Raw genomic sequence first — 21,489 nt, forward strand, 5'->3', positions numbered from 1 at the left:
GCTACGCTCAGACCAAAACTTGCCAATATCTTACAAATGCCAACCCAAGTACCGCCTTTAAGGGCCGTCTAGGGTTTCCCTTCCATAAAAAAAAATGAATTCGTGCTTCATAGCTAGGTCAGTAGGAATTGATCAAGATATAAGATTAGATATGTAAAAAAAACCAAAAAACAATCTATATACAGAGTAAAAAACCTTTTAAAGATAGTTAAACAGAAAAAAACACTATCTTAGTTTTTGAAAAAGCTAAAAAAGAAAAAAACACCATGTATATACCCGACAAAACAGACTTAACACTTTTAAAACAGTTACAAAAAAATGCTAGAATTACTATAAAAGAACTGGCTAACATTACCAACTTATCTAACACACCCGTTCACGAAAGGATTAAAAAACTTGAAAAAAACGGTTATATTACCAAACACGTTGCCTTATTAGATAGAACTCTTTTAGGTAAAAAGTTAATTGTGTTTTGCAATATAAAACTGAAAGAACATACCATGGAAATTGGAAATCAGTTTGTAAAAGATATTACTGCTTTAAAACAAGTAACTGAATGTTATAACATTTCTGGAGATTATGACTTTTTATTAAAAGTAATGGTAAATGACATGGAAGGCTATCAGAACTTTGTTCTAAATCATTTAGGAAATGTAAAGAATATTGGAAGTACTCAAAGCACCTTTGTAATGGGAGAAATTAAAAACTCTACCGAAATCCCTATTTAACAAAACAAATAACAACAAAGCTATTGTTTTGATAAAAAATAAACACTATATTAGGTATTCAACTAAAAAATACTCAATATGGCTATCAAAAACTTTAGATCACCCGATACACGAGCAGGAACTGTAGTAGACAAAATATTAGTTTCGGATTATATGGTTCCTAGAAATAGGTTGATAACCTTTTCTCCCAAATTAAGTATTGGGGAAGCAATGCAAATACTGGTTACTAACAATATTGCTGGTGCATGTGTTTTGGATGAAAATGACATGATTTTAGGAATGATTTCCGAAGGAGACTGTATGAAAAAAATTGCTCATAGTAGATATTACAATATTCCTTTACACGACCAAACGGTTGAAGAATACATGGAAACCATTGTAGAAACTATTGTGGGAGATACCAATATTTTTGATGCAGCACATATGTTTTGTACCTCAAGAAGAAACCGTTTTCCTGTAACCGAGGGAGGTAAAATTATTGGTCAAATTAGTAGAAAAGATGTTTTAAAAGCTGCTTTGGAAATGAGATAAAAACTATACTAGCTAAACTACGAAGAGCGTTATTATATAAATATAATAACGCTCTTTATATTTAAAAAGGATATCCTATAGCAAAATTTAAAATAGTGTTGCTTAACTTAATTGTACTTAAAGAATTTGATATGGGTTGTTTAACGGGCGTTGCCAAATCAAACCTAATGACAAAGCTTTGAATATCTACTCTTACTCCAGCTCCTACACTTGCCGCTAATTCATTGATGAAATTAGAAGAGAACTGACCTCCTTCAAGCGACAAACTATTATCTTCTTCTAATGACGAGCTATTATTATATAACCAAACATTTCCTGCATCGGCAAATAAAGCTCCTTTTATTAAAGAATAAATAGGGAATCGATATTCTAAATTGGCCTCCAAACGAATATCTCCAGAGCTATCAAAATAAGTACTATTGGTTGTACTACCATTATATCTTCCTGGTCCAATTGACCTTGAAGCAAAACCTCTAACGCTATAAGGCCCCCCAGCAAAAAATTGTTTTGTAAATGGTAAAACAGATGAGTTTCCATAAGGAATTCCCAAACCACCATACAATCTTGTAATCAAAGTTTGTTCTTTTCCCAACCCTAAATAATATCTAAAATCTATATCTACCTTGGCATACTGTGCATATTCTAATCCTAAAAAAGTCTTCTTTCCAGCAGAAGTATTTTGACTCAATAGACTTAATGCTCCACCAGCAATGTCAAGATTAGAAGCGAAGAATATCTGATTTTTCTTGGAACTTCTTCCCAACTCACTATAAGTTAAATTATATGTAAATCCAGCAATAAATTGTTGATCAAAGCTACTTTGTAAAAAAGCATTTTTTTCTAAAATATCTTTAAAATCAGAAGTTGTATTAAACAACTTTACATAATTAATATTGATAGGGTTGATTTGATGACTTAAATATTTATTAGCATCCCAATGATATCCAAAACTACTAGTAAAAGAAGACAATCCGTACAAATTAGATCTACTTAAATATTCTGAATCAAAAGAAATTTTAGTTTTTGGAACACCATATTTAAAACGACCTGTTAAATCCCAAGGAAAAATTAATCTAGGAAACGTTAAACTTGCTCCCAACCCTACTTTTAAACCATTTAAATTCTGAGTATTGTTCCCAATTTGAGTTTCATAAGCAACGGTTCCAGTAAGACTTAACAATTCTCCTCCACTAAACAAATTTCTATTTCGGTAATTAATAGACAATCCTGGACCTGCAAAATTGTTGGATTTGGTAACCGCCTGCAATTCCAATCCTAAAGATCTTTTGTTCAAAGGAGACAAATAAATATTAGCTTCTAAGCTACCAAGACTATCATTTTCTTGATAACTTTTTTCATCAAATTGAATATTTACATATTTATACGTTCCAATTGAGGACAATCTTTTACTAGTAATTTTTGAATTTTGTGGGTTGTAAAAATCATCCTTGTTTAGTAACAAATAATTATGGAGTCTTTTTGGTTTAAAAAACACAGTGTCTTGTATAAAGTAAACTCCTTTATATTCTGTACTGTCTAAAACTTTATTTTTTTGATCTAAATTATGATTTGGATAAACAGTGATTTTATTTATTTGATAAGGAATCAATGCTTTTTTAGGGGTTTCTTTTTTTATTCTTAAATACAAATCAAAACGCTTGTTCTTGTATTGATTGGTATCTGCCTCAAAAATGATAAAATCTTGATTGAAATTGTAATATCCTCTGGCCTTTAAACTTTCATCAATTTTAATTCTTTCTTGCTTAAAAGATTCCAAACTATACCTAGTTCCTTTTTTTAATAAAGTGGTTTTTAATTCCTCTTTAATTTCTTTATAAAAAGGCAAGGTATCATTTTCTAACTGATACGTTTCTAACACATAAGGCTCTGTTAAATCTATAGTATAGACAATACTTTTAGTATACTTTTTTTCTTTAACCGAAGCCGTGACTTTACTATTAAAAAAACCTCGATTATCTAATCGGTTCTTAATTAAATTAATGACTTTATTTTGAGAAACGTTTGAATAATACATGGGGTTTTCTCCAAATTTTTTATTCATGTATTTGGTTAAAAACCCTTTTTTTCCTTGCTCTGTTTTATAGTGATAATACAAACCAATTCTAGATCCTAAAAATTTACTATTAGGTTCTGGTCTTAATAATTCTTGTAACTCCTCTTCTAAGCTGGAAAGTCCTTTAATTTTATTTATGTTGTTTATTTTAATAGTGGCTCCACTATATAATTTTTCATCTTTAGGTATAAAACGTTTTACACTACAAGCACTTAACACAGTAACAACTATGAACAATAAACAAACCTTTAAAAAAATTACCTGCTTCATTCCTTTGTCGTTTTTTCTGTATTCTCTTTCTGCCAAAGCTCTTTAAACTTATTAAACTCTCTGTTGAATAAAAAAGCTATTCCAGTTACAATTACCTGACCATCAATCACACTTTGATATTCATTTTTACGGAAACCTTTTAATCTATATCTTCTATTTTCCGTTAAAGCATATTCAATATTTACGTTCCCTATAATAGGCGTTTTATCATTTTGATCTTTAGATGTATTTTCAATTTCAAAACCACTACCTACTTGCACGGTTAATCTATCATTAAACAAACTTTTTTGAGCACTTACATTTAACTGTGTGTTATTTTGCTCTCCTTCATCAGTATAATCTGTATAACTATCTAATTCAAACCCTAGCTCTACTCCAGTTTTTCCAACCAATTTATTTGAATAATTATTTAATTGATTAGACAAAGCTTTGTTTACGTTATCTCTAGCCATAGAAAGAGATCCCCCATTACTACCATCACTTGTACTCGATGGAAAGAACTGATTTAACACTAATAAAGAAAATACCTGTTTGTTTAAATCTTCTTCTCTATTATTTAATTGTTGTACTTGCGTATAAACTTGTCCACCCAATTCTCCTCTGGATTCTTCAGGTACTTCTAAATTAAAACTGATTTCAGGTTTTAACAATTCTCCATTTAAATTTAAATACACCCAAAATGGCATCTTTTTTCTGTACTTATTAAGCTCTTCTGCATTCATTCCTGAAGTTACAGATGACATTAAACCACTTGCCGATGCTTTTACTTTGTATATAGCACTAATATCCATTTTGGCTTCTAAAGGATCTCCTTGCCAAAGTATGCTACTTCCTTTGGCAATTTCAAATTTACGATTCACCAAATTATACAAACTAGCTTCATAATGTCCGCTACTTACTTCGTATTTTCCAGAAAGTGTGGTTCTACCATTTGGAGTCATTCCAAAATTTAAATCTGCTTCTCCCGAAACCTGTAAATTATCTCCTGTTTTTTTATCGATGACAACATTTAAAATAGCCGATTTATCAACCTTTAAAATGGTTTTAATATCTAATCCTGTAACAACACCTGTAGATGTTTCTGAGTTCCCATCAGCTGTTAAAATATCATTGGTTTGTTTTTTATTTACAAAAACAACCACACCTTCTCTTTCTACCGCTTCTATTTCCGATTCTGGAATAACATAAGTAAAATCGGTATTATCATTAATTTTAATGGTTCCTGTTACTTTAGGAATATTTAAATCTCCTTCTATTTTTACATCTGTATCTAAAAATAATTGACCATAATACAAATCGTTATCTTCTTCGGTAGAGTTTAAAACTTGTAAATTTTCTGAATTTAATGTCAAATTAAATTTAGGATTCGAAAAATCGCTTGTGATTATTTCACCATCTAACACAAAAGAATTTTGTTCTTTATCTAAAATAGTAAACTTATTTAACAAAATGCTTGAGTTGTCTATTTTGATAGATTCTTCGGGAAAAGTAAAAGAAGTATTAAAACTATTTACCTCTAATTTGGCATTGTTAAAATTTAAATCACCATTATAAATGGGAGCATCCATTTTACCATTCATATTAAAATTGGCAGATATACTTCCCGATGCATTAGAAATATATTGTTTACCAAAAGCTTCTATTTTACTTAAACTTAGTTTGTTTAAATTCACTTTTAAATTTAATGGCGATTTACTTTCTTCGGTATTATAACTACCTTCTACCAACAAATCAATGTTGTTTTGTTCTTGTAAAGAAAGAGCTACATCGTAATTTTTATTGTTAATGGTTTTGGCATTTAATTTTAAAGTTCCTAAAGCATTTTCAAGTACATTTAATTCTTCAATTTTTACATCAGAAACAAGATTTTGTTCTTTGTTAAAACGATTTATTTCCACACTTCCACCAACAATTCCACTCGCTATATTTTGTTCTGGGTTTAAAAAAGCCATTAAATTTAACAAATCAAAACGCTGAAAATTGATTAACAAATTGTTGTTATTTTCTTCTTTTACCTGTGCCTCAAAACTTAAAGTTTGATTGTTTCTAGACAATTCAAAATCCGTAGAAGTAATATTTCCGTTAAACAGAATAGCATTACTCTCTGGTATTTTCCATAACTTACTATTCAAAATTAAATTCTTTGGATTGATATGAAATTTAACCAATGAGTCACTGGCTTTTATTTCTGAATTGATATTGATAATTTTTTCCGCTTCATCAGAAGTAGAAAAATCTAACATCACCACGCCATCAATTACCTTTCCTTGTAAATTGATATTTTGAATGTTAATAGGATCATATTTTACATTGTCTATTTTTAAATCTAAATCAAATTTATCAGCCAAACTGTTTAAATAAAACTGTCCGTTTTTAATACTACTTCCTTGGTATTCTATAAAAGGAATATTAAAAGATGAAACTAATTTCTTTTCTGATTCGTTAAAAGACAAAGCTAATTTTATCGGTTCAAATTCATTTAACCCTTTAAAAAACACTTGATCCAAAACAGGATCTTGACTAATGCTTAACTCCGCTTTTAAATTGGTATTACCCAACACAGTATCTAATTTCTTTTTTGAAAAATAAGCGCTAATATGTTTATTAATAGCAGCAGTAGTTTGCTCTGGATTGGCATTGGCGTTTAATTTTAAATTTAACAACCCGCTCGCTACACTTACACTTGTAGAGTCTTTAGCAATATTGCTTTTGATTATAAAATTACCTAATGGAAAAGACTCTTCGTTGTACACCAACAAACCATTTTCCGTTTGTGCATTTACAGAAAATTCATCTTGATTTGTTTTATAATTAACACGAACGCGAAGTCTTGCTTTTAAATTTTCTGAAGTTAAATTTAAAGCCTGAAGATTAATTCCTTTGATATTAATATCAGATTTTATACTAGAAATTAAAGAATCTAGTTTAATGTTTGTTTCTGTATCAAAATCTAAATTTTCATCTTTAAAAGTAGTATTTACAACTCCAGCTCCTTGTTTAATATTTGCATTTATTTGCAAAGGATTGTAATTGTAATTATCAAAAATTAAGTCTTTAAAGTTAGTGCTTAAACTTGCATTTAAAGTCTCTATTTCTTTCCAATCTGCCTGTACGTTTGTTTCAAAATCTAACAAACCTATTTGATCATTATTAATAATACTTCCTAGATTTATCTGGGTCACTTTTAACGTTCCTTTTACACTAGTAGTATTATTGTTTTTAAAACTTCCATCCACCGCAATTTTACCTTTCGGTAATTTTAGAACGGTGCTAGTTTTAATATCCTTTAAAGTTCCTCTGGTACTTGAATTTAATACTATTGTATTTGGAATTCGAACGCCAAATTCTTTCTCATTAACTAAACTTAAAACAGATTTTCTATCCGTTTTAAAACGGATATTTGGCAAGTCAAAACTCAGATTATTTTCTGATAAAACTTCTTTAATATTTCCAGATAAATTAACCGATGTTTTTGCTCCCCATTGTAAGTTTAAACTAGCAATATCAAGATTTTTTAAGTTTCCTTTGGCTTTAATATTTCCTGTAATTGATTGCTTAGAAAATTTATTTACATATTCGTTTTCTTTTAATTCCTCATTAAAATAATAAGCATCTTTTATGTTGATATTTAAGTCACTAACATCAATATTAAAAGAGGTGTTTTTAGGCTGATTGATAAAATCATCCATAGAACGATATCCAATCTTTCCATTAGTCTGTATAGCACTATGGTTGGTTGCTATTTTGAATGTTGAAAGATTAATTTGTTGATTGTTAACCGTCCCTTTTAAAGCCAATTCTTTTAAATGAAAACCGCTTTTCTCTATAAATGATATCTCTTTTAAATCTATAGACAAATCCTCTTTTAACAAGCTAAAATCATTCAATAAAATATTGGTCTTACTGATTTTAAAATTCTCTGGATTGAACACATTTTTTGGCGTAATGGTATTCCCTGTTTTTAAAGCAATGCTATTATTTTTAAAAGTTAATTCCTCAACATTTACTTGCCAATCTGGCCATTCAAATTTTGTGCTTTCAACTATTTGAGTGGTATTTTGATTCATAACTTTTTCATCGCTAACAAAAGACAAATCTGCAAGTGTATTGTTTAAACCGACCTTCTTAATTTTTATGTTTTGAGCTGCTAAATCAACCAAAGCATCTTTAATAGTAAACAAACCAAGATCTACATTGGCTAATTGATTCTCTACTTGATTATCATAAATCGCTTTTATGTTTTCTAAGTGCACTTCCTCTATTTCTATAATTGGAGAAGGTGATTCCTCTTGATTTTCTTCGGTTTCTGGTAAAGGTTTACTTTGTGTATAATTGACCTTGACATTTGCCAAAGCCAATTTTTCAATTGGAAAACGATAAGTATTGATGTTAAATTTATTTCCAAATTCTAGCCCTAAACTTCCTAGTTTTAAGTGTGTATTTATGCCTAAAACCTCATCATTAAAAAGCAAATCAAAATTAGTAAAATCAACAGTACCTACTTTTATATCTAGTGGAGATGAATTAGGCTCTTGCACAGGTTTTTCTGAGGCATTTGGATCTACAAAAGCATTGATGATGTAATCAAAATTATATTTCTTGGTTGTTTCTGGTTTATAGACCTTGGCTTTTAAACCTGTCCAATCCACCGATTTTATATTAATTTTATTTTGAGTAAAAATGGGCAAAAGAGCTACAGAAACTTCAAGTTCTTTACTGTATAATAAGGTATCCTTTTGCTGATCTTCTAAATAGAGTTCTTTAATAATTAAATTACCTGAAAAACTTAAATATAACTTTTCTATGTTAAACTTGGTTTCAATTTTTTCAGCAATAAATTCAGTTACTTTATTCTTAATAATATTTTGCCCCCAAGAACTACGGATTAACAAAACCACGGCAATAAACAAAACCAATAGCCCTAAAAACATCCATTTAAAAAAATGAATGGCCTTTTTTAAGAATTGTTGAATGGTTTTAAACATTGTTTTTCACAGCTTTATTTGTTTAATAGTCAATTCTGTATTTATTAACAAATATAATGCCTATGGAGGATTAAAATCAATAATCCTGACTTTTTAAATAATTGATCTCAATAAAAAAAATTACTCTTTTTATTTATTTTATTGTTTTTTAAAAAATATTACTATATTCGCAATCAAATCTATAATTTATTATAGATAAACTAACTAAACTATGTAACAAAAAAGGTCTGTATATTCTACAGACCTTTTTATTTATGATGTGTTTTTAAAGAAAAAAATCTTCTGAGTTTATTAACTCACAAACTCTCCGTTTGCTACATTGTCTTCAGAAGGAGCTATAAAAGATAATTTTCCGTCTTTAGTATCTGTCATTAAAATCATTCCATTGCTTTCTACCCCTCTTAATACTCTTGGAGCTAAGTTTACTAGAACCGATACTTTTTGTCCCACAATATCTTCTGGCTTGTAACTTTCTGCAATTCCAGAAACAATGGTTCTTACATCAATACCTGTATCAACCTTTAATACCAATAACTTTTTAGCCTTTGGCATTTTTGTAGCTTCAACAATGGTTCCTGTTCTGATATCTAATTTGGTAAAATCCTCAAAACCTATGGTTTCTTTTTCTGGCTCTACCACTTTAGCCTCTGCAGCATTGGCTAATTTGGTTGCTTCTAGTTTATCTATTTGAGCTTGGATTTCTGCATCTTCTATTTTTGCAAATAACAATTCTGCTGCTCCAATCACATGACCCGATGGCATTAATTCTTCTTTATTTTCAACATCATCCCAAATTAGTTCATCTAGCTTCTCTACTCCGCTCGAAGATCCTAATTTTAAAATTCCTTTTAACTTGTTTGAGCTAAACGGTAAAAATGGCTCTGATAAAACTGCCAAAGCAGAAGCTATTTGCAATGCAACATACATAATAGTTTTGGTACGTTCTTCATCTGTCTTTACCAATTTCCAAGGCTCTTCATCTGCCAAGTATTTATTTCCTAAACGAGCCAAATTCATCATTTCTGACAAACCTTCTCTAAAACGATAACGCTCTAAAGATTTAGAAATAATGTTTGGATATTCTTTTACTTGTGCTAAAGTGTCTTCATCTAATTCAGACAATACTCCAGGTGTTGGAACTTCTCCATTGTAGTATTTGTTTGTTAACACTACTACTCTATTGATAAAGTTTCCAAAAATAGCCACCAACTCATTATTATTTCTTGCTTGAAAATCTTTCCAAGTAAAGTCATTATCTTTGGTTTCTGGTGCATTGGCTGTTAAAGCATAACGTAATACATCTTGTTTCCCTGGAAAATCTTCTAAATATTCATGTAACCAAACTGCCCAGTTTTTAGAAGTTGATAATTTATTTCCTTCTAAATTTAAGAATTCATTTGCTGGTACATTGTCTGGCAAAATATAATCTCCATGTGCTTTTAACATGGCAGGGAAAATAATACAGTGGAATACAATATTGTCTTTTCCAATAAAATGTACCAATTTGGTGTCTTTATCTTTCCAATATAATTCCCAATCTTTTCCATTTTGAGCAGCCCATTCTTTGGTTGATGAAATGTATCCAATAGGAGCATCAAACCAAACATATAACACTTTTCCATCTGCTCCTTCTACAGGAACTGGAATTCCCCAATCCAAATCACGTGTTACGGCTCTAGGACGTAATCCGTCATCTATCCAAGATTTTACTTGTCCATATACATTTGGTTTCCAATCTTCTTTATGTCCTTCTAAAATCCATTCTTTTAAAAATGCTTCGTGTTTGTCTAAAGGTAAAAACCAGTGTTTGGTTTCTTTTACAGTAGGTATATTTCCTGTAATAGTAGATTTAGGATTGATTAAATCTGTAGCATTGTGAGAAGTTCCACATTTTTCACATTGATCTCCATAAGAATTTTCATCACCACATTTAGGACAAGTTCCTACTACAAATCTATCTGCCAAAAATTGATTGGCTTCCTCATCAAATAATTGAGATTCTACTTTTTCTATAAACTCTCCTTTTTCGTACAACTTGGTAAAAAAACCAGAAGCTGTATCGTGGTGTATAGGTGCAGATGTTCTTGAGTAGTTATCATAAGAAATTCCAAAATCTTCAAAAGATTTTTTAATAATTCCATGATATTTATCTACCACATCTTGCGGGGTTACTCCTTCTTTTTTTGCCTTAATGGTAATTGGCACCCCATGTTCATCAGAACCACCAACAAAAGCAACATCTTTTCCTTTGTTACGCAAGTAACGCACATAAATATCTGCAGGCACATAAACACCCGCCAAATGCCCAATATGTATAGGTCCGTTGGTATATGGCAAAGCCGTTGTAATGGTATATCTTTTAGGATTGTTCATCAGTTACATAAATTTAGACCGCAAAAATACAATTCTGTTGTCAAACATTATAACATTGATTTATAGAATATAAAATGATTCTTCATTCATTTACAACAGATTATGCAGAACGCCGTTTACTCTAAATATTAAATCCTTATTTTTGAATACCAAATCAACTTTATGAAATCCTTTTTTAGGCTCATTTTTTTCTTTGTGATTACTACCATGAACAGTCAAAACATCACTTTTACCCAACCCTCTTTTTTACAACAGGGAGATACTATTTTAATTGTGGCTCCGGCAGGAATTGTAAAACAACCTACCGCTATTGAAAAAGCCAAAGAAACTTTTGAAAACTGGGGATATACCGTTATTATTGGAGATGCTGTTTTTAACGAACATTATCATTTTGCAGGAACGGATGCACAACGTAAAAATGATATGCAATGGGCTTTGGATCACCCCACAGCCAAAGCTATTTGGTGTGCTCGTGGCGGATATGGTTCTGTAAGAATTGTAGATGATTTAGATTTTAGCAAATTTGCTAAACATCCTAAATGGGTGGTTGGTTATTCTGATATTACCGTTTTTCACAACAAATTACACAATTTAGGTTTTCAGAGTATTCATGCTCCAATGCCTATAAATTTTAAGGAACCTTGGCCTGCAATTGATGAAAGTATGCAGCAGTTAAATTATATTTTAAAGGGAGATTTACCCAACTATAGCATTCCTTCAAACCCATACAATCAGACAGGGAAAGTCTCTGGAATTGTAGTTGGTGGAAATTTAACCATACTAGAAAATATGATTGGAACCAGCACTTGTTTTTCTACAAAAGACAAAATCCTTTTTATAGAAGAAATTGGCGAATATAAATACCATATTGACAGATTGTTAAGAGCCCTTGAGAGAAAAGGATATTTTAAAGATTGTGCAGGATTAATTTTAGGTGATTTTACAGACACCAAACAAAATTATCCTGAATTTGGGCAAAGTATTGAAGAGATTGTATTGAGCATTGTAGAAAAATACAACATTCCAGTACTTTTTGATTTTCCTGCTGGACATGAAGACAAAAATATGGGATTGATTTTTGGTCATGAAATCCTTATGACTGTTGGCAATAACTCATCTTCCGTTAAATTTTCTAATTAAAAATTACGACTACCTACAACTAAGCAGTCGTAATTTTTAGCACTATTTATATAAACAGAATAGGCTCATCATCTCCCCCATTTTCTTTTTCCAAAAAATATGGTCTTGGATACAATCTTCTTGCAACTATTTCTGCATTGCTTATAAATCTGTTTTCTATAATTCCGTTGATTCTATTTATTATTTTGTTCATTTTATTTAAATTTTGCTCAATAAAAAAGACACTTTAAAAAGTGCCTTTATAAATATTGAATATGTTGATAATTAACTATCTGTTATCATTTTTATAAAGGACTACGGTTCTCGATTTGACCTGTTGTAAAGCCATCATAAACTTTACTGCTAAAGCCTGTTTTGATTTTAAAATGGAAATGTTAGAATGTGTGTTCATGATATTAAAATTTATGATTGGTATTAAACGAAAAAAACATCCCGAAATGGGATGCTTTTTATATATTTTGAAATTAATTTTTTCTTTTCTTAAAAATTACAAATACACAATAACATCCCGACATTATGGTTCTTGACCATCATGGCTTGAAATAACGACTTCTTAGAAGTGATTAATTGGGTGGTATGTAAATTGTTTTGTTTCATTTGTAATGCAAAATTGTGCTTTTTTTGGTTCATAACCAAATATTTATCTAAATAAAAACTATTTTAGAAAATAAAAATGGCATCACACAATGATTTAGGGAATTTAGGCGAGGCTTTGGCTACCGAATATTTAATAAAACAAGACTATACCATTCTTGATAAAAACTGGCGATACTTAAAAGCAGAGATTGATATTATTGCCATTAAAGGAAATACACTTGCTATTGTAGAAGTAAAAACCCGAAGCACTACTTTTTTTGGAAGTCCCGAAGAATTCATCACAAAATCTAAAATTAAATTATTGATTACTGCTGCAGATGCTTATGTGCAAAAAAAGAATTTAGATGTTGATGTTCGTTTTGATGTAATGGCCATTGTTAAAAATAAACATGAAACCACTATAGACCATATTAAAGAGGCTTTTTTGGCTTTTGAATAAATTTAAGATTCTAACCAAATTTTAAAATCTTTTACTCGCTCTCTCGCCACAATTATTTCTTGCAAATGATACGTATTAAGTGTAATTATTAAACGAGAGTTAGCATAATTTAGCATGTCTTTTATGGCATGAATATTCACAAAAAACTTACGATTAACTCGAAAAAAAGTTTGTGGTTCTAATTCCATTTCTAACTGATCTAAAGTGCTATCTAACAAATAATTTCTTCCATCATTTGTACATAAATAAGTTGCTTTATTTTCACTATAAAAACATTCAATTTCATCAGCATTAATCAATTTTATGTGCTGCCCAACTTTTATAGAAAAACGTTTTTTATACTCTCTGTCTATTGGATTTACAAGCAATCTTTTAATATCTTCAAAATCTATGTTTACTGCCTGTTTTTTTGGAATACGCTCTTTGTATTTTTTAACAGCCATTGCAAGTTCTTCATCATCAATAGGTTTTAACAAATAATCAATACTATTAAGTTTAAAAGCCTGCAAAGCGTATTCATCATAAGCAGTTGTAAAAATTACGGCACTTTTTATATCAATGGCTTCAAAAATTTCAAAAGACAGACCATCATTTAATTGTATATCCAAGAAAATTAAATCGGGATGTTCATTGTTTTTAAACCAAAAGATAGCTTCCTCAACAGAATGCAACAAAGTATCTACCTTAATATTAAGTGCAGATAACATACGCTGAAGATAACGCGCTGATGGTTTTTCGTCTTCAATAACAATCACTTTCATAGCATCCATTATTTAATCCCATTGTTTGTTTTCCTTATTCATAAATTCTTGAATTTTACGTGCTTCCCATTCTTTTGAAAATACAAGATTTTTTCCGAATACTGATAAGGCATGAACCCCCAAACCTATTCCCCAAAATACTGCGGTTGAATATGTATTAAAATGTAAAAGATTGTAATATTCACCATTTATAACAGCACTACTAATAATTATAAAAGCATTAACAATTAAATACCAGAACAAATGCCAATAAAAACCTTTTAACGATTTTAATCTTTTTTCTGCCAATAAATATACCTCTTCTCTTTCAAATCCATTTTGAAAGGAACTACTCTTTTTCTCTCTTTGATTATATTTTTCCATGATTTCTTTTATTTCCAATTCTTATCTTCTTCTGTACGCATAAACTCCTCCATTTTTCGTTTTTCCCAATTACTTCCAAAAACACCATTATTAACAAAAACTCTGTACGCCTGAAAAGCAAGACCCAAGCCCCAACCAAACGTTGGAAACCAAAACCATTGAATTCCCCATAAGATTTTATAATTAATAAAAATTAAAAAAGGAATTACTAGCACATAAGATACTAGACTGTAATAAAATCCTTTTAACTCTTCTACGTGTTTACGTGCTCTTACATAACTGTCATCTACTCTTGATTCTGTTGTTCTCATCACTGATATTTGTTTGGTTAGCATAGGTATTGACACAGCAAAACTGCTTGTCTCTTTATTGATATTAACTTTTTTGTGGGTTAACAATTTGTAACGTTGTAGAATATTATTTAAACCAATACCACTACTCTTTTTTACTATTTGTTTAGGTTGTAAATTGTTTTCTACTACTAAATAATCCTCTTTTTCATAAATAGTAATATGTAAGGGTTTTGTAGCTGTTACAATATTGTGTTTTACAGCATTTTCTAAAAGTAACTGTAACGATAATGGCACTATTTTACTTTCAGGATTGGTCGCCTTTTCTGGAATATTAAAAACAATACTATCTTCAAATCTCATTTTTAACAAAGACATATAAGTTTTTGCAAAAATTAATTCTTCATCAACCAACACCAATTCTTTGTTTTTTTGCTCTAAAACATATCTATACACTTTTGACAATGAAGTAGTAAACTTTTGAGCACTTTGTGGATTTTCTTCAATCAAACTAGTCAACACATTTAAGCTATTAAAAAGAAAATGAGGATCTAGCTGATTTTTTAAAGCATCAAACTTTGCACTAGCGGTACCTGCAATTACTTTTTGCTCTTTTATTCTATTTTGTTGATATCTATTATAAAAATATACTAGATGAAAAATAACTACTATGGTTAAAGAAATCCATAAACCAAATTGATAATTACTAAACGTCTCTCTGCTTATAAAAGATTGGAATGATTCTCCTTTATAAAAAATGGCTAAAAAAGTTCTGATGAAAAATAAACCTACTAAAGAAATGATTACAGAACCAAAAACACCTATTAAAATACGTTTTACAAAATCTTTCTTTTTCCAGTTTTGTTGATTTAAATAATCAAAAAAAGACAAGTTGGCATACCCTAAAACAAAAGAGTAAAATTGATATTGTAAAAAATTATTTAATACTTGAGTGATTGTATTAAATGAGAATCCAGTAAATAATGCATTTCCAATAACAAAAACTGCACATCCTATAATGAACGAAATAAATATGTTTTTTACTGATTTTTTCATGAGTTTTAATTTGTTCTTGTTAATGACCATTAAGATACAACCTTGATTTAAAGAAGCTTAATCTTATAAGTCTGATTTTATTTCTATTGATAAAACAAATATCTTACACTAAAACCTGTTATAAAAAATATGTTTACCGAACTGTTGTTTTTCTAGGATGAATTGTAAAACAACCGTTTTAAACAACAAAGAAGCTCTTATTTTATAGTTAAATAAGAGCTTCTTTGTTTAAATTTTATAACATTTAATTATTCTAATATTTCTTGTAAAACCTTGAAATTATTAGGTTTGGCTATAATACGTTTGTCCTTATTTAAAATGAAATAAGTAGGCGTTGCATTTACATCATAAGAAACAGCTTCTTTGCTCTCCCATTTTCCAAGTGCTATTACATTCTTCCAATCTTTCATGTGTTCTTCTACAATAGTATTCCAATTTTCTTTGGTTCCTTCATCTTCTAAACCAACGGCAACAACAGTAATATCAGAATTTAAGCTTATAATTTCTTTCACTTTTGGTAATTCTACTGAACAATGCGAACAGGTGCTACTCCAAAAAATAATTAAATATTTATTTGTTCCTTTTAAAGTATGTAAGGTTTCTGTAGCTGATATTTTAATATCTGGAGCAATGGCACCAATAATTGTTCTTGCTTTTTTATCGGTTTCTTCTAGTAGTTTTTTATCCTGAACTGTAATTGGCAATTGTTTATACATATCAACAACCGCAATTAACACTTTGTTATTTTCTTTTTTTATGAACTCAGGAATAAAAAAACGTAATACTTCTTCTTTAAAAACATCATCTGTGGTTTTTTCTAATATTTCTTTAATAGCCTGTATATATAACTCATTTTGCTGAACTACATCATCTGTTTGATGTAAATAAAAAACATAATCTTTTAACCTACTTTTAATAAACATTGAGTTTCTAAGTGTTGGATCTTGAAAATCTATATAATCAAAAAAATGGGTGATAATATTTTCTAAATATTCTTCGGGTAAGGTAAAAGGCAATGGAGCATTATATCTTCTTGTTGCTTTAATAATTCCTAAACAATAATCATTTTTAGCCAAATCTTCATAATAATTCTGAGCCCCGTCAATCTTTGATTTGATTTCTTGATACTTTGCTACATTAGTGGTAGGCTTACTAAAATAGGCTATTTGAACCGAATCTAACTTATATTGTAATTGACCAATATTATAATTGTAAGCCAACAACAATTGATTTTCTCTAGATTCTAAATAAGAAGCCGAAGGTTGTCCTTTTTTACTATCAACACTAAACTTTACATTTTCGTTGTTGTAAATAAAATCAACATATCCTGTTTTTATATTTTGATACAAAGCTCTATAATTTCCTGCTGGTAAACTATCCATAGAAAACACAAATTGTTTGTTTTCTACATCTGCATATTTTACATAATCTGCTTCACCTTTAATAATTCTATACAAAGCAACATCTTCTATATCGGTAACATTATCAGTGAAAACACCTGTTACTGTATACTGGGCATTTGTAAACTGAAATGCTAAGACTATTATAAATGTGATTAATTTTTTCATACAAATCTAATATACCAAAAAAAAGCCAAAGCTATTCGTCAAAATAACGCACAATAGCTTCTTTCATTAACAATGTTTGTTCTCCAGGTTTTAAATTAGGTAAAGCTTCTAATACATTGTAGTGTGGCCACCCATCTTCATCAAAATAATCAAATTCGTAATAACCATAAGGCTCTAACAACCTACAAATGGCAATATGCATTAAATTTAACTTTTCGTCTTTTTTAAAAACTTTATATCCCTGACCCAATTCTTGAACGCCAATTAAATATAAAATAGCATCAACATCTAGAGTATCGCCATCTGCAAACTTATCAGATAGATCTTTTACTACTTCATGCCAACGCAATTTTAGTTGCTCATCATTAACCATCTTTACTTTTTTTAACAAATATAAGAAGTCCCAAAGGCTAAAAACGAGAAAACTGTATCTTTGATTCAAAATTATTCCATGGAAGTTATTGATATTGTAATTGCAGTGGTTTTACTGTTTGGTTTTGTAAAAGGTTTAATTAAAGGGCTTTTTGTAGAAATTGCCTCATTGGTTGCTTTAATTGCTGGAATTTATGGAGCCATACATTTCTCTTTTTATGCTAAAGATATTTTAATTCAACATGTTCAATGGGAGCCTAAATACATCTCTTTAACTGCCTTTGCCATTACTTTTGTAATAATTGTAGTTGTTATTTCATTGGCAGGAAAACTATTAACAAAAATTGCCTCTTTGGCTGCCTTAGGATTGGTTAATAAAATTTTAGGCGGGGTTTTTGGATGCTTAAAACTAGCCTTGATAATGAGTATTTTGTTAGGATGGTTTGAAAGAATTAATGTGATGATTCCATTTATTGGTGAAAAAGAAATTAAGGATTCTATTCTCTATACCCCAACTAAAAATTTAGCCTCAGCTATATTTCCTGTTCTGTTAGATAAACTTGATGATTTTAAAGAAAAAGAAAATGATGATGACAAAAAAATCTATTAGTATTTTAGGTTGTGGATGGTTAGGTTTACCATTAGCAGAAGCCTTGGTAAATGATGGATTTACTGTAAAAGGAAGTACTACCACTACTGATAAATGTGAAGTTTTACTCACCAAAAACATTCAACCTTATGTGTTGAGTATTGACGAAGAAATTGATGGAAATTTAGATCATTTTTTACAATCAGAAATACTTTTTATCAACGTTCCTTTTAGGAAACAAAAGCCATTTTTAAACGCTTATAAAACCTTGGTAAAAGCCATAGAAAAATCAACAATAAAACATGTTATTTTTATTAGCTCTACTTCTGTTTACAGTGAAGTTAATGGTGAAGTTACCGAAGACATGGACACCCCTGTAAACCCAGCTAAAAAAGATTTAATTGTTTTTGAAGATTTGTTTAAAAACAACCCAAATTTTAACACTACCATTATTCGCTTTGCAGGATTGATTGGAGGTACCAGAAATCCTGGAAACTTTTTTAAAGAAGATAAAGTTGTTCAAAATGCTTTAACACCAGTGAATTTAATTCATTTAGAAGATTGTATAGGGATTGTAAAAACCATTATAAAAAAACAAAAATGGAACACAACTTATAATGCAGCAGCAACTACGCATCCAACAAAAGCAAATTACTACAAGCTTGCTACAGAACAAATGGGTAAAAAACCAGCGGAATTTATTGAGGAATTAAGCAGTTTTAAAATTGTTTCTAATCAAAAATTAATAGATGAATTAAATTATCAATTCATCTATCCTGATTTAATAGAAGGTTTAAAAGCTTTTAAAAATTAAAGTACATCCTTCAAAACACTTTCTAAACTATCATATTTAAACTCAAAACCTGTTGCTTTTATTTTGGTATTGTCTACAGCACTACCTTCTAAAATAATACTGGCCATTTCTCCAAAAAATAACCTCAACATAAAAGCAGGGACTTTTGGCATAAAAAGAGGTTTGTGTAAAATTTTTGCAACTTTTTGGGTTACTTCCTCGTTGGTATTATTTACAGCAACAGCGTTGTAAGCTCCTTGTAAATCAACATTATTTATGGCGTGTAAATACATATTACACAAATCTTGAATGTGAATTAAAGACATTACTTGTTTACCCGATCCTAAAGGAGAACCAAAACCTAATGCAATGGGTTTAATCATTTTTTGTAAAGCAGAATCTTTACTAGCACAAACCACTCCCGTTCTTAAACTAACTATTCTAATTCCTAAATGATTAAATTGGTTTGCTGCATTTTCCCATGCAACACAAACTTTTGCTAAAAAATCATCTCCAAAAGCAGCTGCTTCTTCGTAACAATTATTGGTAGTTTCTAAACCATAACAATCTGCTCCCGATGCAGATACAAATGTTTTTACTTGATGTTTATTTTCTTTTAAAGTTTTATAAATCAAATCTGCTGTTTTTACTCTACTGTCAATAATTAATTCTTTTTGTTTGTCTGTCCACCTTTTGTCACCAATATTAGCTCCTGCCAAATGAATGATATGATCTACACTACAAACTGCCTCAATATCTATGGTTTCCTTTGCTAAATTCCAAACAGCATAGCTCAATCCTTTTACTTGTGATTCTTTTTCTGAACGAGAAAGCACCATTACTTCAATATTATTAGACAATAACAAATCTGTTAAAAAACTACCGACCAATCCTGTTCCTCCTGTAATTAAAACCTTCATAAAATTTTATTTATATATCTGATAAAGCTAAGAAAAACAAGATCTTTAATTAACTTTCTAACGCAAGTTATTATTATTTAAAATAATTATATTTGAAAATATTAACCATCAAAAAAAACTAACCATTATGGATGTAAATAACATTTGGGAAACGGTAACCACTACAGGTTCTGAATATGTAACGGCCTACGGGTTTAAATTAGTATCAGCAATTCTTGTTTGGATTATTGGATCATACATTATCAAAACAATGAACAATGCATTTGGTAAAGCACTAGAGAAAAGTAAAACTGATGATTCTTTAAGACCTTTCCTAAAAAGTTTAATTGGAGCCTTATTAAAGGTTGTTTTGGTCATTACCGTATTATCTACCTTAGGAATTGAAATGACTTCTTTCATTGCTATTTTAGGAGCTGCTGGTTTGGCTATAGGAATGGCTATGTCTGGAACGTTACAAAACTTTGCTGGCGGAGTAATGATTTTAATTTTTAAACCTTACAAAGTTGGAGATTATATTGATGCACAAGGACATGCTGGAACCGTTAGAGAAATACAAATTTTTAATACCATTTTAAAAACCCCAGACAACAAAACCATTATTATACCAAATGGTGGATTATCTAACTCTTCTATGGTAAACTATTCTACAGAACCAACAAGACGTGTGGATTTTACATTCGGTATTGGATATGGCGATAGTATTGAACAAGCAAAAGAAGTGTTATTAAATATTTTAAAAAATGATGATAGAATTATTAACGAACCTGCAGAACCTTTTGTACAAGTATCTGCTTTGGCTGATAGTTCTGTAAATTTTACAGTAAGAGTTTGGGTAAATTCAGGTGACTATTGGGGAGTATTTTTTGACACCAACGCTAAAGTATATAACGAGTTTAATAAAGCGGGTATAAACATTCCTTTTCCACAAATGGATGTTCATGTTCATAAAGATTAATTCTTAGTAATACACATAAAAAAACCGGCTAAATTGCCGGTTTTTTTTATTCATCTATTTTAACAGATCCCCAATTTTCACCAGTTTTAATTCGGTGAATCTGCATGTCTGAGACCCCAAACTGTTTGGCAATCATTTTTAATCTTGTTTTGTTATTAGGATCTGCCAATTTTCTTTTTATAATTCTTACCCTACCCTCTGTTAACTTTGCATAAGTTCGCTTAGGCTTAGATTTTAAATACTCTTCATTTGCATATTGATGCAATTCCTTTTCTCTTTTTGTAGCCCAACGTAAATTATCTACGTGATTGTTTTTTTTATCATAGTCTAAGTGAATAACATAAATATCACCTTCTTTCTTTTCTAAAAAATGTTGTGCTACCAATTTGTGAACATAGCGACTTGTTTTTTTTCCATTAACTTCTTGAACTAAAGGAATAGTCGTATATCCGTTAATATCATAATGTTTTAAAATTTCTTCTTTTCCGTCTTTGCATTTTAAAACACGTCCATAGTTAGATATTTTATACTTTTCAAAAGACGCTATTACACTGTCAAATACAATGTCTTTCCACACTTCATTTCTAAAACCATTTATCATTTTTGTTAGATTTAAATCATTATACAATAACTAAATGTCAATAAAGACAAATAGTCACTCTTAATAATTCTTAATCATAGCGGT

General features: G+C 29.8%; 18 protein-coding genes. 7 read left to right on the top strand and 11 right to left on the bottom strand.

Features of this window, described 5'->3' with window-relative positions:
• Window positions 1–266: 266 nt before the first annotated feature.
• Together BUB70_RS02355 and BUB70_RS02360 are read left to right on the top strand one after the other, a co-directional pair.
• Window positions 267–728 carry an Lrp/AsnC family transcriptional regulator gene (locus BUB70_RS02355; RefSeq protein ID WP_073118077.1) on the top strand — a complete coding sequence of 154 codons (462 nt, stop codon included), beginning with the start codon at window positions 267–269 and terminating at the stop codon, window positions 726–728.
• 78 nt (window positions 729–806) lie between these two features.
• Complete coding sequence (locus tag BUB70_RS02360) at window positions 807–1,259, top strand: CBS domain-containing protein (protein WP_073118078.1); 453 nt, start codon at window positions 807–809, stop codon at window positions 1,257–1,259.
• A gap of 61 nt (window positions 1,260–1,320) precedes the next feature.
• On the opposite strand, the gene tamL is transcribed toward BUB70_RS02360, so the two are convergent.
• From tamL to metG, 3 genes are all read right to left on the bottom strand, one after another.
• On the bottom strand, window positions 1,321–3,639 hold the full coding sequence (gene tamL / locus BUB70_RS02365; RefSeq protein WP_234950292.1) for a translocation and assembly module lipoprotein TamL: 2,319 nt from the start codon (window positions 3,637–3,639) through the stop codon (window positions 1,321–1,323).
• A complete protein-coding gene (locus BUB70_RS02370) occupies window positions 3,600–8,588 on the bottom strand; it encodes a translocation/assembly module TamB domain-containing protein (RefSeq protein WP_073118079.1) in 4,989 nt (1,662 codons plus the stop codon). Before BUB70_RS02370 ends, tamL begins: the two co-directional genes overlap by 40 nt.
• Before the next feature lie 291 nt (window positions 8,589–8,879).
• The gene (metG, locus tag BUB70_RS02375) at window positions 8,880–10,961 is read right to left on the bottom strand and encodes a methionine--tRNA ligase (protein ID WP_073118080.1); all 2,082 of its coding nucleotides are present in this window, start codon (window positions 10,959–10,961) and stop codon (window positions 8,880–8,882) included.
• Window positions 10,962–11,123: 162 nt separating this feature from the next.
• Here metG and BUB70_RS02380 point away from each other — a divergent pair, with 162 nt between their 5' ends.
• Window positions 11,124–12,101: a S66 peptidase family protein gene (locus tag BUB70_RS02380; protein ID WP_188351937.1), complete on the top strand. Its 978-nt coding sequence runs from the start codon at window positions 11,124–11,126 to the stop codon at window positions 12,099–12,101.
• A gap of 46 nt (window positions 12,102–12,147) precedes the next feature.
• On the opposite strand, the gene BUB70_RS14080 is transcribed toward BUB70_RS02380, so the two are convergent.
• The gene (locus tag BUB70_RS14080) at window positions 12,148–12,294 is read right to left on the bottom strand and encodes a hypothetical protein (RefSeq protein ID WP_159431405.1); all 147 of its coding nucleotides are present in this window, start codon (window positions 12,292–12,294) and stop codon (window positions 12,148–12,150) included.
• Window positions 12,295–12,774: 480 nt separating this feature from the next.
• Between BUB70_RS14080 and BUB70_RS02385 the strand changes: the two genes are divergently transcribed.
• Complete coding sequence (locus tag BUB70_RS02385) at window positions 12,775–13,137, top strand: YraN family protein (RefSeq protein ID WP_073118081.1); 363 nt, start codon at window positions 12,775–12,777, stop codon at window positions 13,135–13,137.
• Window positions 13,138–13,139: 2 nt separating this feature from the next.
• On the opposite strand, the gene BUB70_RS02390 is transcribed toward BUB70_RS02385, so the two are convergent.
• From BUB70_RS02390 to BUB70_RS02410, 5 genes are all read right to left on the bottom strand, one after another.
• Window positions 13,140–13,898 (bottom strand): LytR/AlgR family response regulator transcription factor, encoded by a 759-nt coding sequence (locus BUB70_RS02390; protein ID WP_073118586.1) that lies wholly within the window; start codon window positions 13,896–13,898, stop codon window positions 13,140–13,142.
• A 12-nt stretch (window positions 13,899–13,910) separates the two neighbouring features.
• Complete coding sequence (locus tag BUB70_RS02395) at window positions 13,911–14,261, bottom strand: 2TM domain-containing protein (RefSeq protein WP_073118588.1); 351 nt, start codon at window positions 14,259–14,261, stop codon at window positions 13,911–13,913.
• A gap of 8 nt (window positions 14,262–14,269) precedes the next feature.
• Window positions 14,270–15,607 carry a histidine kinase gene (locus BUB70_RS02400; protein WP_073118082.1) on the bottom strand — a complete coding sequence of 446 codons (1,338 nt, stop codon included), beginning with the start codon at window positions 15,605–15,607 and terminating at the stop codon, window positions 14,270–14,272.
• Between the two features lie 248 nt (window positions 15,608–15,855).
• The gene (locus BUB70_RS02405) at window positions 15,856–17,175 is read right to left on the bottom strand and encodes a TlpA family protein disulfide reductase (RefSeq protein ID WP_073118083.1); all 1,320 of its coding nucleotides are present in this window, start codon (window positions 17,173–17,175) and stop codon (window positions 15,856–15,858) included.
• A gap of 31 nt (window positions 17,176–17,206) precedes the next feature.
• Entirely contained in the window at window positions 17,207–17,548 is a 342-nt protein-coding gene (locus BUB70_RS02410; protein ID WP_073118084.1) for a hypothetical protein, read from the bottom strand.
• Window positions 17,549–17,626: 78 nt separating this feature from the next.
• On the opposite strand from BUB70_RS02410, the gene BUB70_RS02415 reads away from it, so the two are divergent.
• Window positions 17,627–18,157 carry a CvpA family protein gene (locus BUB70_RS02415; RefSeq protein ID WP_073118085.1) on the top strand — a complete coding sequence of 177 codons (531 nt, stop codon included), beginning with the start codon at window positions 17,627–17,629 and terminating at the stop codon, window positions 18,155–18,157.
• Window positions 18,138–18,950, top strand: coding sequence for an NAD(P)H-binding protein (locus BUB70_RS02420; RefSeq protein WP_073118590.1), 813 nt, complete (start codon window positions 18,138–18,140; stop codon window positions 18,948–18,950). Before BUB70_RS02415 ends, BUB70_RS02420 begins: the two co-directional genes overlap by 20 nt.
• Here the strand turns inward: BUB70_RS02420 and BUB70_RS02425 are convergent.
• Window positions 18,947–19,849 carry a TIGR01777 family oxidoreductase gene (locus tag BUB70_RS02425; protein ID WP_073118086.1) on the bottom strand — a complete coding sequence of 301 codons (903 nt, stop codon included), beginning with the start codon at window positions 19,847–19,849 and terminating at the stop codon, window positions 18,947–18,949. The genes BUB70_RS02420 and BUB70_RS02425 overlap by 4 nt on opposite strands.
• 127 nt (window positions 19,850–19,976) lie before the next feature.
• Between BUB70_RS02425 and BUB70_RS02430 the strand changes: the two genes are divergently transcribed.
• Window positions 19,977–20,804, top strand: a complete 828-nt coding sequence (locus BUB70_RS02430; RefSeq protein WP_073118087.1) for a mechanosensitive ion channel family protein — start codon at window positions 19,977–19,979, stop codon at window positions 20,802–20,804.
• Window positions 20,805–20,850: 46 nt separating this feature from the next.
• Here BUB70_RS02430 and BUB70_RS02435 read toward each other — a convergent pair whose 3' ends face one another.
• Window positions 20,851–21,405: an NUMOD4 domain-containing protein gene (locus BUB70_RS02435; protein WP_073118088.1), complete on the bottom strand. Its 555-nt coding sequence runs from the start codon at window positions 21,403–21,405 to the stop codon at window positions 20,851–20,853.
• Between the last annotated feature and the right edge of the window lie 84 nt (window positions 21,406–21,489).

It is taken from the genome of Wenyingzhuangia marina (genome assembly GCF_900130035.1).
Lineage (GTDB): Bacteria > Bacteroidota > Bacteroidia > Flavobacteriales > Flavobacteriaceae > Wenyingzhuangia > Wenyingzhuangia marina.